This is a genomic window from Maribacter vaceletii, from assembly GCF_003634105.1.
Classification (GTDB): Bacteria; Bacteroidota; Bacteroidia; order Flavobacteriales; family Flavobacteriaceae; genus Maribacter_B; species Maribacter_B vaceletii.
Genome location: NZ_RBIQ01000007.1, coordinates 1212451 through 1228827, shown reverse-complemented (window position 1 = coordinate 1228827; position 16377 = coordinate 1212451). Strand labels below are relative to the sequence as shown.

General features: G+C 33.1%; 13 protein-coding genes. 3 read left to right on the top strand and 10 right to left on the bottom strand.

The annotated features are described in order from the left end of the window. The first annotated feature begins 7 nt into the window (after positions 1–7). Both CLV91_RS04975 and CLV91_RS04970 read left to right on the top strand, forming a co-directional pair. Positions 8–1354: an OmpA family protein gene (locus tag CLV91_RS04975; RefSeq protein ID WP_121064562.1), complete on the top strand. Its 1347-nt coding sequence runs from the start codon at positions 8–10 to the stop codon at positions 1352–1354. A 65-nt stretch (positions 1355–1419) separates the two neighbouring features. Then, positions 1420–4167, top strand: coding sequence for a PD-(D/E)XK nuclease family protein (locus CLV91_RS04970; protein ID WP_121064560.1), 2748 nt, complete (start codon positions 1420–1422; stop codon positions 4165–4167). A gap of 2 nt (positions 4168–4169) precedes the next feature. On the opposite strand, the gene CLV91_RS04965 is transcribed toward CLV91_RS04970, so the two are convergent. From CLV91_RS04965 to CLV91_RS04945, 5 genes are all read right to left on the bottom strand, one after another. Then, entirely contained in the window at positions 4170–4883 is a 714-nt protein-coding gene (locus CLV91_RS04965; RefSeq protein ID WP_121064558.1) for an SDR family oxidoreductase, read from the bottom strand. 164 nt (positions 4884–5047) lie between these two features. Continuing rightward, a complete protein-coding gene (gene hppD / locus CLV91_RS04960; RefSeq protein WP_121064556.1) occupies positions 5048–6163 on the bottom strand; it encodes a 4-hydroxyphenylpyruvate dioxygenase in 1116 nt (371 codons plus the stop codon). A gap of 16 nt (positions 6164–6179) precedes the next feature. Beyond that, positions 6180–7067 (bottom strand): flavin reductase family protein, encoded by an 888-nt coding sequence (locus CLV91_RS04955; protein ID WP_121064554.1) that lies wholly within the window; start codon positions 7065–7067, stop codon positions 6180–6182. 4 nt (positions 7068–7071) lie between these two features. After that, positions 7072–8316 (bottom strand): fumarylacetoacetase, encoded by a 1245-nt coding sequence (gene fahA, locus CLV91_RS04950; RefSeq protein ID WP_211333189.1) that lies wholly within the window; start codon positions 8314–8316, stop codon positions 7072–7074. 18 nt (positions 8317–8334) lie between these two features. Continuing rightward, on the bottom strand, positions 8335–9498 hold the full coding sequence (locus CLV91_RS04945; protein ID WP_121064552.1) for a homogentisate 1,2-dioxygenase: 1164 nt from the start codon (positions 9496–9498) through the stop codon (positions 8335–8337). A gap of 108 nt (positions 9499–9606) precedes the next feature. On the opposite strand from CLV91_RS04945, the gene CLV91_RS04940 reads away from it, so the two are divergent. Beyond that, the gene (locus CLV91_RS04940) at positions 9607–10185 is read left to right on the top strand and encodes a TetR/AcrR family transcriptional regulator (RefSeq protein ID WP_121064550.1); all 579 of its coding nucleotides are present in this window, start codon (positions 9607–9609) and stop codon (positions 10183–10185) included. Between the two features lie 21 nt (positions 10186–10206). Here the strand turns inward: CLV91_RS04940 and CLV91_RS04935 are convergent, their stop codons facing one another. From CLV91_RS04935 to CLV91_RS04915, 5 genes are all read right to left on the bottom strand, one after another. Then, entirely contained in the window at positions 10207–11508 is a 1302-nt protein-coding gene (locus CLV91_RS04935; RefSeq protein ID WP_121064548.1) for a glycoside hydrolase 5 family protein, read from the bottom strand. Positions 11509–11523: 15 nt separating this feature from the next. Next, the gene (locus tag CLV91_RS04930) at positions 11524–12936 is read right to left on the bottom strand and encodes an alpha/beta hydrolase family protein (RefSeq protein WP_147406402.1); all 1413 of its coding nucleotides are present in this window, start codon (positions 12934–12936) and stop codon (positions 11524–11526) included. Positions 12937–13023: 87 nt separating this feature from the next. Then, positions 13024–13875 (bottom strand): sialate O-acetylesterase, encoded by an 852-nt coding sequence (locus CLV91_RS04925; RefSeq protein WP_211333188.1) that lies wholly within the window; start codon positions 13873–13875, stop codon positions 13024–13026. 32 nt (positions 13876–13907) lie between these two features. After that, the gene (locus CLV91_RS04920) at positions 13908–14732 is read right to left on the bottom strand and encodes a sugar phosphate isomerase/epimerase family protein (protein WP_121064544.1); all 825 of its coding nucleotides are present in this window, start codon (positions 14730–14732) and stop codon (positions 13908–13910) included. 42 nt (positions 14733–14774) lie between these two features. Next, positions 14775–16370, bottom strand: coding sequence for a sodium:solute symporter (locus tag CLV91_RS04915; RefSeq protein WP_121064542.1), 1596 nt, complete (start codon positions 16368–16370; stop codon positions 14775–14777). Positions 16371–16377 lie beyond the last annotated feature (7 nt).

Genomic DNA, 16377 nt, shown 5'->3' with positions numbered 1-16377 from the left:
TTTGAACATGAAACATCTTAGCAAATTATTGGTTGTTGCTCTACTTGTTGTAGGTTTTAACAACATACAAGCGCAGGACGAAAATAACCCATGGCAGGTTACTTTTGGGGTTAATGCAGTTGACGTATACCCTACAGGTGATTTCCCAAACAGTTCTTTTGGAAATGAGCTTTTTAATGCAACTGACCACTGGAACATTTTACCATCTATCTCTTATATAGGAGTATCTAAAAACGTTGGTGGTGGTTTCTCTGTTGGAGCTAAAGGTTCTTTAAACAAAATTAGCAAGTGGGGAGACGATAGTAGAGATGACTTATCTTACTACGGTATAGATGGTACTATTAAGTACAACTTCTTACAAAACACTTGTATTGACCCATTCGCTGAAATAGGTGGTGGTTATTCTTGGATTGATGAAATTGGTGCTGGTACTGCAAATGCAGGTGTTGGTGTTAACTTTTGGTTCACAGAAAACATTGGTCTTACAGTTCAATCATCATATAAGCATTCTTTTGAAGATTACTTAGTATCTCACTGGCAACATATGGCTGGTATAGCTATTAAGTTTGGTGGTACTGATACAGACGGTGATGGTGTTTATGATAAAGATGATGCTTGTCCAGAAGTTGCTGGTTTAGAAGCTTTCAACGGTTGTCCTGATGCTGATGGCGATGGTATAGAGGATAGCAAAGATGCTTGTCCTAATGCTGCTGGTACTAAAGAAATGAATGGTTGTCCTGATTCTGACGGTGACGGTGTTGCTGATAAAGATGATGCTTGTCCAGAAGTTGCTGGTTTAGCTGCTTTAGCTGGTTGTCCTGATGCTGACGGTGACGGTGTTGCTGATAAAGATGACGAATGTCCTCAAGAAGCAGGTCCTGCTGAAAACAAAGGTTGTCCTTGGGCTGATAAAGATGGAGATAGCGTTTTAGATAAAGATGATGCTTGTCCAGAAGTTGCTGGTACTGTTGCTAACAACGGTTGTCCTGAAGTAACTGAAGAAGTTCAGAAACAATTAAATGAATATGCAAGAACTATCTTATTTGATACAGGTAAATCTTCTATCAAAGCAGAATCTACTGCTGTAATGGTTGATATTATCACAATCTTAGCTGAGTACCCAACTGCTAAATTTACAGTAGAAGGTCATACAGATAGCGTTGGTAGTGCTAAATTAAACCAAAAATTATCTGATTCTAGAGCTAATTCAGTTCGTGATTTCTTAATTGATAAAGGAATTGGTTCTGATAGATTAACAGCTATTGGATACGGAGAAGATAAGCCTATAGCTACTAACAATACTAGAGCTGGTAGAAAATCTAACAGAAGAGTTGAAATTAACTTAGTTAAATAAGAATATTTAACACTCTTATTATAATATAAAGCTCCGCAATTGCGGAGCTTTTTTTATATTTAAAAATGAATGGATTTTTAGAAGAAGTATTAGATAAAATACTTTCCCAAAATAGTAGTCTTAGTAATCATATATTTATTTTACCTAGTAAAAGAGCAGGTACATTTTTAAAAAATTCTATTGCAAAAAAAGCAACAAAAACAGAATTTGCACCAGATATATGGAGTATAGAAACATTCATAGAAAAAATATCTGGCCTCTCCTATGCATCTAACATTGAACAACTTTTTGCGCTTTATAACACCTATTTAAATAGTAAACCCAAAGAAATAGAAACATTCTATTCCTTTTCTAAATGGGGACAAACACTACTTCAAGATTTTAATGAAATAGACCGTTATTTAATAGATACCAAGAAACTTTTCTCTAATTTATCTGCAATACAAGAAATAACCCATTGGTCTCCAGAAGCACCAAAAACCCAATTAATGGTGGATTACCTTCTTTTTTGGAATAATTTAGATGCTATTTACAAAGCGTTTAACGCTGCTCTATTAAAACAAAATAAAGGACATCAAGGTCTTGTTTACAGAACAGCTTGCAGTAAATTAAAATCCTATTTAGAAGAAAATAAAGACAAAACATTTATTTTTTTAGGATTTAATGCCCTAAACGAATCTGAAAGTATTATAATACAACAAATCCTAGAACAACATAGCTCCGACATATTTTGGGATATAGATACTAGTTTCTTAAAAGACCCTGTTCACGATGCTGGTCTTTTTCTTAGAGATCATAAAAAGAAATGGAATCACTTTATTTCTAATGAATTTAAAGGGGTTAGTAATTACTATTCAGAATCCAAAAAAATTGAAATAGTAGGCACCCCAAAAAATATTTCGCAAGCTAAATATGTTGGTAACCTACTAAAAGAATTAAAAGAAAAATCGTCTACCTCTATAAAGAATACCGCAGTAATTTTGGCAGATGAAACATTACTAAACCCAATACTAAACTCTATTCCGCAAGAAATTAACTCGGTAAATATTACCATGGGGTATAGTTTAGAAAAAACGCCTTTAGCTAGTTTTTTTAAACTCTTTTTTGAATTGTATATTACTCGAAATTCTAAAGGTTGGTTCTACTCTATACTACTAGATTTTTTATCGCATCCAACTACAACATCGTATCTAAATAATAAGGAAGACAATAATAGCATTACAATAAGTAATGCCATAAAAACTAAAAATTGGTCCTATATAACTCCAGAAAAAATTAAAAGTGTTTCAAAAGACAAAAATTCTATAGCCTCCTTGTTTCAAGAAATTAATTTTACCCCCTTATCGTTTACTAAAAGATGCCTCACCATTATTGCAGAATTAAGAGAAATTTATACCGAACAAGCTAACGCATTAGCTCTGGAATATTTATTTCGTTTTAACAGCTTGTTTAACCAACTTTCCACATTATTAAAGGAACATAACTATGTAAACGATTTAAAATCGCTCTTAAGTCTTTACAACGAGCTTTTATCTTCAGAAACAGTAGATTTTAGAGGAGACCCTATAGAAGGGCTTCAAATTATGGGTATGCTAGAAAGTAGAAATTTAGATTTTGAAACCGTAATTATAACTTCTGTAAACGAAGGTATTTTACCCTCAGGTAAATCTAATAATTCTTTTATTCCTTTTGATTTAAAAATAGCGCATGGGCTACCAACCTATAAGGAGAAAGATGCTGTTTATACCTATCATTTTTATAGAATATTACAACGTGCAAAAAACATTTACCTCATTTACAACACAGAACCAGATGTGTTAGAAGGCGGAGAGAAAAGTAGGCTTATTACACAACTCTTAACTGACGAAGATAAAATTGCTGATATTACGGAAAAAATTGCGACTCCAGAGGTTGTTCCCTACCTAAAAAAGGATGAAATAATAGAAAAAGATATAGCTTTATTAACCCTAATTAAAAACCATGCTACCAATGGTTTTTCCCCAACTTCATTAAGTAATTATATTCGCAATCCAATAGATTTTTATAAAAGAAACCTCTTAAAAATAGATGACCTATTAGCAGTAGAAGAAACAGTTGCTGCAAATACTTTTGGTACTATTGTACACGATACTTTAGAAGATTTATATACTCCTTTTATTGGAAAAAAGTTAGAGGTTAATTTACTAAATGAGGCTAAAAAAAATATTAAACCACTAGTAAAAAAACACTTTGCCAAAACATATGCCGAGGGAGACATAAACTATGGTAAAAACTTAATTGCGTACAATGTTATTCTACGATATATAGAACGGTTTATAAATTTAGAGATTGACCAAGTAAAACAAAATTCTATAAAAATAATTGGACTGGAACAAAACCTTAGAGTTACCCTTAATTTTCCAGAACTAGACTACCCAGTAATTTTAAAAGGTAAACTAGACCGTATTGATGAAGAAAACGGTGTCTTAAGAATTATAGACTATAAGACCGGAAGAGTAGAGCTTAAAAATGTCTCTATAAAGAATTGGGAAGATTGTATTACAGATTATTCCTTTAGTAAGGCTTTTCAGTTACTTTGCTATAGCGTAATGTTTGATGCTAAAAACCCTATTTCTGAAATACAGGCAGGTATTATAACTTTTAAAAATCTTAAAGCAGGAATCTTAAAATTTAATACTCCTAAAGGACCTAAAAAAAGTGCAGAAGATGCTCTAATAAATAAAGAAACGCTTGATCTATTTTTAGTAGAGCTCAAGCGTCTTATTTTAGAAATTTGTAATCCTAATATTCCTTTCACAGAAAAAGAAGTTTAAGATTATTTTTTATCTGGTCTAGTAGGTCTTACTTCTATTTTACTAGGTAACGTTCTTGGGTGCATTTTTAGCAAATCTAAAACCAATTCCCCAATATCCTCTGGTTGTATTTTCCATGCATCTTTATCTGATGGAGAATTTCCTGCAAATTCTGTAGATACAGACCCTGGCATTATGGTAGACACCTTAACACCGTACTGACGTAAATCTAGCATAGCTGCTTGTGTAAAACCAACAACTCCAAATTTAGTAGCATTATAACCCGCACCATTTGCAAAAAAATTTGCCCCTGCTAAGCTAGCCAACGTAATATAATATCCCTCTGTTTTCTTTAAAGCTTCTACAGATGCTTTTAAGGTATGAAAAACACCACTTAAATTGGTATCTATCATAGCTTGCCAATCACTGGTAGACATTTGGTCTATTGGTGCAAAATGACCTACCCCTGCGTTTGCCAAAACAACATCTACTTTCCCCCATTTTTTTATAATTGTAGCAATAGCTTTTTGCTCCTCTTCTAGTTTAGTAACATCAGACGATAAGGCCAATACATTCTCATTGTTTTCTAAATATTCTGACGCCTTTTCAACTGTTTTTAAGGTTCTACCACTAATAGCAACTTTCATTCCCACTTCAATTAGTTTTTTTGCTATTCCAAAACCAATTCCTTTAGAGCCTCCTGTTATATATGCTACTTTTCCTTGTAAATCTTTCATATTGTTTATTTTCAAATTATATCCTATCAAAATATACTTCCAAAAGTATTAAATAAGTCAGCTAAAGAGAAGTAAATATTGGTTAGTAATAAAAGAGGTTATCAACAAAAAAGCTCCAATATTTACATAAATATTGGAGCTTTTATTAATAAGAGGATTTAAGCTTATAAAGTTCCTCTTAGTTCTTGTTCTCTTTCTAAGGCTTCAAACAAAGCTTTAAAATTTCCTTTTCCAAAAGAAGTTGCTCCCTTACGTTGTATTATTTCAAAAAACATAGTGGGTCTTGCTTGTACTGTTTTAGTAAATATTTGTAGTAAGTACCCTTCATCATCACGGTCTACTAAAATTCCTAAAGGTCTAAGCGCCTCTATATCCTCATCAATTTTACCAACTCTTTCAGTTAAAACATCATAATAAGAATCTGGTACTCTCAAAAATTCTACGCCTCTATCTCTTAATTCTGTTACTGTTTTTACAATATTATCGGTTGCTACAGCAATGTGCTGTACCCCTTCACCTTCATAGAACTCTAAATACTCATCTACCTGCGATTTCTTTAGTCCTGGTGCTGGCTCATTTATAGGAAATTTAATTCTGCCATTACCAGAACTCATTACTTTACTCATTAAAGCTGTAAATTCTGTAGAAATATCTTTATCATCAAAAGACATAATTTGTGTAAAACCCATTACTTCTTCATAGAATTTTACCCAATGGTTCATTTGTCCTAAAGCTACATTACCAACCATGTGATCCACATATTTAAGTCCAACTGGCTCTGGATTGTAATTAGCCGTTTCCCAAGCAACAAAACCTGGTAAAAACACGCCATTATAATTTTTACGTTCTACAAAAATATGTACAACCTCTCCGTAAGAATAGATTCCAGAACGCACTACTTCTCCATGTTCATCCTTTTCTGTTACTGGTTTCATATAATGTGTTGCTCCTCTCTTTATAGCTTCATTATACGCATAAGTAGCATCATCTACCCAAAGAGCAGTAACTTTTACACCATCACCATGCTTGTCTATATGTTTGCCAACTTCTGTTCCACTTTTTAAAGGAGAAGTTAAAACCAAACGTATTTTATCTTGTACTACTACATAAGACTCTAACTCCTTACTTCCAGTCTCTAATCCTTTATACGCTAAGGATTTAAAACCGAAAGCAGATTTATAATAATGTGCTGCTTGCTTGGCATTACTAACATAAAATTCTAAATAATCAGTTCCGTTAATAGGCATAAAATCCTTATCCCCTTCTACTATTTGTGACATTACAACTTATTTTTAATTATTTATTCAATGAAAAAGCAACTAGAATTGCCTTAGATACATTTTCTTCTTTTAAAAATTCTTTTATTTTAGTGTGCAAAGCAGGAATATCTTTATTGCTCACCATAGTTTGCACTTCTTTGTTTTTTCCTAAAAATGTAGAAATTTCTTCATACGTTGGTAACTTTTCTGAATTACCAAGTCTTCCTAAATTATTACCAGTAAGTATTTCACTTTCTAAAATATGTTTGGGTAATTTATCAACCCCAATTCCTTTTGTAAATACTGGTTTTGGAATTTCAAATAACGCATCTTTACTAGCTCTACAATACCAGCTCTCTCCCATTCTTGCAACCATATCTAACTTTCTAGTATCCAAGTTTCCTTTCTCATTTATATAGGCATCATCTATATGAATTAAAACAACTCTTGCTATTACAAGATTTCCTGCACCACCTTCCTTACCAAGAGGCATCACATTTTCTACAATACACTCAAAAGATACTGGAGATTCTTTTACTCTTGGAGGTTTTACTTTCACAGAAGGTACCGGTGTTAACCCTGCTTTAGTAAACTCATTTACTCCTTTACCATACTCTGTACTTGCTAAAGACATTTGCTCTACCATAGAGAAGTTTACCGTATTAATAACCACTTCCTTAGTTTCTATAGTATTTTCTAAAGTGTGTTTGGTAGTATTATCACGTACCCTTCTTGCTGGTGAGAAAATTAATATTGGTGGATTTGCGCTAAAAACATTAAAAAAGCTAAAAGGGCTTAAATTAACATTCCCTTCCCCATCTACTGTACTAGCAAATGCAATAGGTCTTGGCGCAATACCAGATAATAATAATCCATGTAATTGTGCCGTTTCTATTTCCTTCGGATCTAAAGTACGTGTTGCCATAATATTATTTTACAGGTAATAACTTTGTTCTAACTTCTCCAAAACCAACTCTTATTTCATCACTTTCACAAAAGCCACGCATTATTACCATATCGTTATCCTCTATAAATTTTCGCTCTGAGCCGTCTCCTAATTTTACTGGATTTTTTCCTGCCCAGGATAACTCTAGCATAGAACCATAACTATCTTTAGATTTTCCGCTAATAGTACCAGAGCCCATCATATCACCAACATTTATATTACAACCATTCATAGTATGGTGCGCTAATTGTTGTGCCATATTCCAATACATATATTTAAAATTAGAAGTACTAACTATTGTTTCTTCTCCATTTTCTGGTTGAATAGCCACTTCTAATCCAATATCATAATTACGTTCTCCTGTATATTCTAAGTATGGTAATACTTTTGGTTTCTGTTCTGGGCCAGCAACCTTAAAGGGTTCTAAAGCTTCCATAGTAACAATCCAGGGCGATATAGAAGAAGCAAAATTCTTAGCTAAAAACGGCCCTAAAGGAACATACTCCCATTTTTGAATGTCTCTTGCAGACCAGTCATTGAACAATACTTTTCCAAATATATACTCCTCCGCATTTTCTACTTTAACCGTGTTTCCAAGATTGGTTTTTTTACCAATAATATATGCCATTTCTAACTCAAAATCTACTCTCTTAGAAGGCCCATACTTTGGTGCCTTTGCATCTGGAGCAATAGTCTGTCCCATAGGCCTATGAACATTTACACCACTAACGATAATAGAAGATGCTCTACCATGATAACCAACAGGAATATGTCTCCAATTTGGTAAAAGAGCATTATTTGGGTCTCTAAACATGGTTCCTACATTAGTAGCGTGTTCTATACTGGAATAAAAATCGGTATAATCTCCAACAAAAACAGGTAAATGCATTTGTGCCTCCACTTGCGATATAAACACATTAGAATTTGTTTTTAATGTACTGTCTGGATTTGTTAATTCTTGTTGAATTAAAACTCGCACTGCTGATGTAATTTCTTTTCCTAAAGCAATAAAATCATTCAATGTTTCCCTTTTAAAAACATGCGGATTAAAATCTAAAGAATTAAACACTCCTAACTCTGCAGCAGCATCCAAATCTAATATTTGGTCACCAATAGCAACCCCGGCTCTTGGGGCATCATTTTTTGTTGAAAAAATTCCAAAAGGAATGTTATGTATAGAAAAGTCTGAATTTTCAGAAATAGAAATCCAAGAATCAATATTTTTCATAATTGTAGTTGCTTAATATTATTGTTTTTCTAACCAAGATTGATAATATGTTCCATCATCAATATCTAAGGCTGTTTGTGTAAGTTGTAAAGGCCTAAAGGTATCTATCATAACGGCCAATTCTCCTGTCTCTTTCTTGCCAATGCTTTTTTCATAAGCTCCAGGATGCGGACCATGAGGAATTCCTGCCGGATGTAATGATATATGACCTTGCTCTACATGATTTCTACTCATAAAATCGCCATCTACATAATACAAAACCTCATCAGAATCTATGTTAGAATGATTATAAGGCGCAGGAATTGCATCTGGATGATAATCATACAAACGGGGGCAAAAAGAGCAAATTACAAACGCATTTGTTTCAAAAGTTTGGTGTACTGGTGGTGGTTGATGTACTCTACCTGTAATGGGCTCAAAATTATGAATAGAAAAAGCATACGGAAAATTATAACCATCCCAACCAACAACATCAAAAGGGTGCGATGCATATACCATATGGTGTAATTGCCCTTGCTTTTTTACCTTCATAACAAAATCTCCTAATTCGTCATGCGCTTGTAAATTTTCAGGCAACTTAAAATCGCGCTCACAAAAAGGCGAATGCTCTAAATGTTGACCAAACCAATTTCTATACCTTTTGGGTGTATATATTGGCGAATAGGATTCTGCAATAAGTAATCTGTTATTCTCTGTTTCAAATGTAATTTGGTATATCATTCCACGGGGAATAATGATATAATCTCCATATTCAAAAGGGATATTACCCAACATGGTTTTTAAAGTTCCTTTTCCTTTATGAACAAACAACATTTCATCGGCGTCTGTATTTTTATAAAAATAAGTAGTCATAGATTTTTTAGGAGCCGCCAAACTTACATGCACATCATTATTAAATAAGATTACTTTCCTACTTTCTAAAAAATCATCTTCTGGTCTTACATCAAATCCTTTTAACAACCTAGATTTTATATTATGTTCTACCGCTGCTTGTGGACTTAAATCTATACTTTGTCCTACAGATTTAACCATAGTTGGCCTATGCAAATGATACATTAAAGAAGACATCCCATCGAAACCAATAGTGCCAAACAATTGCTCGTAATGTAGCGTTCCATCTTCCTTCTTAAAAACCGTATGTCTCTTTGTTGGGATTTTACCCAAAGTATGATATAATGGCATAATTTTATATTTACATGAACAATTGTTCATGTAAATATATTAAATTTTCTTCCACAAGCAAACTTTTTCCTTAGTTTTGAGGTCTTTAACTATAAAAAGTAGCTTTAAATGGGCAAAATAACCAAAAGAGAACGTTTTTTAGAAACCTCTTTAAAATTGATTAATGAAAAAGGCTTTAAGGCAACTACAATGCGAGATATTGCTCAAAAACTAAATTGTGAAGTTGCTAATATTTATAATTATGTAGATTCTAAACAGTCCCTTTTAGAAACGTATTTGTTTGGTATCTCTAACGAATTTCATGCTGCCATAGATACTATAATAGAGTCTAAAGTAACCTCTGAAGAGAAACTTAGACTTATTATTAGAACACACATAGACCTAATGGTTAAAAAACCTTACGAATTAGCATTATTGGTAAACGAATGGCGAAATTTAAAAGAACCAAAATTAGGGTCTTTTTTAGCCGAAAGAGTTGTTTATGAAAATAAAGTAAAAGTGGTAATACAAGAAGGTGTAGAAGAGGGCGTTTTTAAAAATTTAGATTTAGAAATAGTTACCTATACTTTTTTATCTACTCTTAGGTGGTTACATGATAAATATACAGACCATAATCTAGATATTAATCCTGATAAAATTGAAAAGCAAATTTCTGAATTTGTTTTTTCCGGGATTTGTAAAAAGTAATGGTACCTTTAATAATACAACCTACTTTTCTTCTAACTCAAACATAATTAATTCATTATATAATTTAATTATCTGTAAAGTACTTATGTCTTTATCATAAACAGAATACCAACCTTGCGCTTCATGTGGTGGGTCTCCAATAAAGTCATCATTTATTTTCCAAAAGGCTTTTGGAACATCTGGCCTGCCAAATCCACCCCAAGCCCAAAAATTAGCTCCTTTTAAAGGCGTGCCTCTTTTTATACTTCGTAAAACTATCTCAAAGATTTTTTTATAGTATAAATCTCTATAGATAATAGAAGCTGATGGGTCATAATTATTATTATCCCTAGCAATTCCAAACTCTTCTAAAACCAACGGCTTATTTAATTTTTTAGCAATCTTAGAATGCTCTTTAATATATTTTTTTGCCTTTTTTAATGCTTTTGAAAAAGTCTCTTTAGGCTCTTGTGGGTTATACCAATCCCAATTCTGAATCCAGATATGAATAGTTAAATAATCTATATAATCGCTATTTCCATCTAGTAATAAATTATTGTTTGTAAAATTGGAATTATTGGTGTTTCCTTCTCCTCCAATAGTAACTAGTTGGCTAGGTGCCAACCCCTTTATTAATTTAGCTGTAGTATTAATCCATTCTTTATACACTTCTGGAATAGACATTGCGTATGGTTCGTTTCCTAACTCCCAAGACATTATTGTAGGGTCTTGATTATACCGCAGATTTGTATACGGGTTTTCTCTGTTTAAAATAAAACGAACATGATTATTAAATAACGCTATTGCCTTATCATCACTATAAAATTGAGAGGTAAATTTCATATATGTTCCCCAATCCCCACCTTCTTGTGGCGGTGGATAAGGAATGTTTCTATTATTATTTGCCCAAGAAACATATTGTGACATTCCTCCTGACCAATGCCAAAAATTATTTAAACAAACTACAGCAAACATATTTCTCTTACCCATTTCGGCAATTAAAAAATCTAACCCATCTAGTAATTCCTCATTATAAACACCAGGAGATTTTTGTAGCGTAGGACTCATTCTCCATGGAGCATCATCTGGACCTTCAGACGCTGCCATAATTCTTAAATTATTAACTCCAATAGATTGTAACGAATCTAATTCCTTAATTAATCTACTTCTATCTCCACCTTCGCCTAAGGACCCTAAATTAAACCCATACCAAAAGTTGGTGCCAATAAAAGAATAGGACTTGTTTTTTAATTTAAAGTTCGTTCCTTCTACCTTCACAAAATCTTGTGAAAAAGAAAATGTCATTGCATAAAAGAACAAGAATACATTGAAGAATTTTTTCATAACAATTTTAATTTCTTAATCATGACTTCCTTTAAAATCGTTCACCGTTGGGCTCCAGGCACGATTATATTTTGTTACCGGTTGGTAATTAAAATAACGCGATTTACCTTCTGGGTCAGCAATTTTTCCTAATTTATTTAATGTTTCCGGGTCTGTTTTAGGCCACACGCCTGTGTTCATTCGTTCTTCCATTGTTTTAATAGCAGACACCCATTCCGCTAGACTAAAGCTACAATGCCCCCAACTGTTGACATAAGCAATACGAAAAAAATCATCATATCCTTTTTCTTTTACTAATTCTTCATATCCCTGTGCCATAGACGGATAAACCAAACCATCTCCTGAAGTATGAATTCTAAGTTGTGGAACTTTAGGTTCGCCAATGTGTGTACGTCCAGGAACACTCCAATATTTAATAGCATTGGCATCAGACTTTATCCGTGGAAAAGCATTTATTTTTTCAAGCTCGTCATTTAGGTTTAGATTGGCATCTTTATAAAGTTTTTTAACTGCCTTTTTGTAAAACGCATTACCGTTTTCATAGAATTCTTTATAATCAACACCAGTATTCCATTTTAGCTGCCCGCGTCCAGCCTGCTCAAGCATTCCTGTACCAAATGTTGCTTTAGATGGTAGAAGGGTTAACAGACTAAGATACATGCTTTCCTGAAGAGCGTATACGTCTTTAGCATCTGGCTGAAGAACGGGTGCTTTTCCTCTTGCTCCCCAAGCTGGCCATTGCCCAATAGTAATCGCTAGTGCAATACGAGCACGTCCTTCTGGTGTTTTTTGAGCCTCCTTTATAGCTTTCAACCATTTCGCTTCTATCTCCCCAATTTCAGGGTTTTTCAAAGGAAGTGCTGCAATGGGCAATTCAGGGGCAATAAGTGCTTGTAAAACAAACAAACCATCTAGATGTGTGTTGGCCATCCACGGACTTGTAGCACCACACCCAGCAATAGCCCCATCAATTCTATCCGGATGAATTTCTGCCATAGCTAATGTAATTGTACCACCGCCAGAACATCCTAATTGGATAATACTTTTAGGTTTTCCAAATGTGTTTTCAAAAATGTCTAATACCGATATAATATCATGAATTTCATGAGCCGGATCATAATTAAAAACCCTCCCCTGACGACGTTGTGTTCCAGACAAAGCATAACCTTGTTCCAGTAAATATAAATTTCTTTTAGAGTTAGCTGATTTTACATAGTCCAAATCACTAATAAGTATTCCGTTCCAATTTTCAGGAACTCGAATTTTATATTTTGTGCCTCTAATCGGAATGGTATCACTTATCTCTTCATAGTTCATTTCTATGTGAACATTAACAGGTGCGTTCTTTAAATCGGGAATATGCCAGGTTTGTTCCGCCTGTTTTTCCTGAGAATAAACCAATTTTGGCAAACCTATAATGATTATCATCCAAAAAAAGCACACCATAAACAGATTACCTACAACTCCTTTTCTTTCTTTAACTATAATTGATGCATTTTTTAAGTCCATAACTTATTATTTAGAATTATTCTCTTGTAAAGAAAGCATTTTTAAAGCATAACGTTTCCCTAGTTCCCTAACACCTTCCGAGTTAAAATGTACATTATCTTCCCTTACTTTACATCCTTTTGAAGATATTACATGTGCAGTAGGAATAGCATTGGGTAAAGTATTGATTATAGGATTCATGCTTGCACAAACTCCGTTCTGTTCTTCATGTACTACTTCTCCTGCCAATAAAGGAACGTCCTCAGCATTTAACGAAAGGTCTTGAAGCATATTATTGTAAATAACTTTTACATATTCTGGCCAGTTTTTATCATCTTGATTGGTTTCTCCTTGGTGTAATAAAATCCCCTTAATAACGCCATTTTTCTGAGCCAACTTCGCTAGGTTAATAAAATGATTATAAGGGTTACCTTCATAATCCCTGATTTTTTTAGTAAACCATTCTTCGGAATAGGTCGTGGTATATTCTTTATAAATAGCTTTGTCAAACAATCGGATGTCACTTCCACCAACAGCAACATTTACAATACCTATTTTCACGCTATCCGGAAGGTGTTTAATCATAGTTCTTCCGAAATAATCGGCGGGAGAGAGCCCTGTATAACACTGTGTAAGCGGAGCAAATGCAGGGTACCAAATATCCTTCTTTCTTAATAAATTATCACAATCCAGTGATTGCAAAGCTAAAAAACGACTACTCCCTGTTTTATCTTGACTTTCTATTGTTGCGGAACCTTCCATATTGGACTGTCCAAAACACAGGTATACATGAAAATTAGGATCTTGAGAAAACACATTTATCGTTGATAAAAATACTGTAAGGAGTATTACAATTCTTTTATTTATTTTCTTTTTCATTCTTTTTTTTATAGTTTAAGAATAGATAATATTTAGGATGTGTTATTTTTTAATCCATTCAAATTAGCTTTTAGTATCCTTTCAGCATCAGCATCTTCAACATGCCCCAAAATACCAAAATCTCCCTTATAACCTTTTTCTAGTAACAGGTTAATCATTTTTTTTTCATAATCACCTTCACCTATCCTAAGAATTTTAGGCCCTTCTTTTTTTAGTCCATTCAAATTTACATTCCAAAGGTAAGGCAACATCAATGTAGCCATTTCGGGAAAAGTATCAATATGCTTATGCGCATGGTGAAAATTATAAACTATCCCTAAATCTTGCTTTGGTAGTGCTTCTATTATCTTTATTTGATTTATTGGCTCTCCAAACCAACCTCCATGATTATACAATGCTATTTTACATTTTATAGCATTTGCTTTCTTACTTAAGTAAGCAATCATTTCTACACCTTTTTTAACAGCTTCTGAATTTGATAAATTTTCAAAAAAATTGGCCTCAAAACTCACCCATATCTGTCCTTGATAATCTACCTCCTCTAAAATATTAAATACTTTTAAATTACAATTACTTAATGTATTAATTGAATCAAAATTGCCGTCTATCCACATCCATATACCAACTATACTTAAATCATTTTGTTTAGCTAGTTTTAGTTCTTTAGCCATATAAGGAAGATGTTCCTCTCTCCAATCATATGCATATTTTTTAATTCCAAGCCTTTTAAGCATGCTTATTCTGTCCTTCGCTGATCTTTTTAAACTGTCGTACGGAACAATACACCATGCATATATCCTTTTGATATCTACTTCTACTATTTGATTTTTGATTTTCAGTGCTCTTGGTATAGCCATTTTAATTATTAGTTTGTAAAATCTATAACCCTTCTATTCGTATTACTGATACATATACAATACTAAAAAGCAGAATGCAATTAAAACAAGACACCAAACTCTAAAATTTTTGTAAAAAGGAACTCCAATAAGCTCCTTAGTCTCTTCATGATAAATCTTTTTAGTCCAAATTAAATCTTTAATAGAATCCTGATTATCTGGTTTAGAGAATAAACTAACTACAATAATTATGATGGCACTAAATACAAAGTAAAAAGGCACTTTTAATAAAAAGTGAATATCTCCTAACAATTCAACTTCAAAAGAAACCTTGGCTACAATAGTTGTAATAGCTGCAAAGGCACCACCCATTAACCCCCAAAATGCACCGTGTCTATTAATACGTTTCCAAAAAACACCTAAAAAGAAAACAGCCACAACTGGAGGCGCTATATAAGTAAGCATTTCTTGATAGTACTTTAACAAAGAATCAAACTTAGATACAAATGGCACCCACAATACCGCTAATACTAAAACAATAACAGATACTATTTTACCAACATATACTTGTTCTTTTTGAGATGGTTCTTTTTTAAATTTTGTATAAAAATCCATAGTAAACAAAGTCGCTACAGAATTTAGTAATGCACTTAGCGTAGAAGTCAAAGCTGCTACCATAGCAGCAAGCATTAATCCTAATAAGCCTGTAGGCATTAACTCAATAACCAACTTTGGATAAATCATATCGTTTTTTGGTAATCCTGGAAATAATTTTGTCCCTATAACCGCTGGAAAAATAACAATGAAAATTAAGGACACTGTTAAGAAACCAACCAAAAGGATTCCTTTTCTACCGTGATCAATAGATTTAGCTGTTAAAACACGCTGTACTAATACTTGATTATTACCCCAGAAATAAAATCCAAGAATAGGTATCCCTACAATCATTCCAAGCCAAGGCACAGAGGAATCATTCATTGGGCGTATTAACTTCATCATCATATCTTCTTGTAAAAGAAGTTCTTTTAAATGGTCTAATCCGCCATTACTCATTGCCAAAAACGTAAGTATAAATGTCCCTACTAAAAGTAATATTCCTTGAATAAGGTCTACTTTAATAGCCGCAGACAATCCCCCTGGAATGGTATAAGCTGCTACAATTACAGCAAATATTACAGATAACTCCATAATGGACAAGTCCGGAAAAACTAATTTCATTAATAAGGATGCTGCGTACAATGCTCCTGCTGCATCTAAAAAAGTAGAGCCCATTAAGGTGATAAAAGAGAAATAGTATCTAGACCTTTTATCAAATCTTTTTTCTAAAAACTCAGGTATTGTAAAAATGCCCGATTTTATATAAAAAGGTAAAAAGAACATGGCAAAAAACACCATGACTAATACCGAAATTAAATCGTAATTAAAAACTGCTATCCCAGTGGAATAGGCATCGCCACTTTTTCCAATTAAGGTGGTACTTGAAATACTTGCCGCAAATAAAGAAAAACCAATTATTGGCCATGTCATATTTCTTCCTGCTAAAAAATAATCGCTTGTAGAATTACTTCCTTTTTTTGATGATTTTATACCAAACCAAACAATAAAAATAAAGTACACTACTAATACCGTAATATCTACTATTCCTAAATTATATTCCATCTTCTAT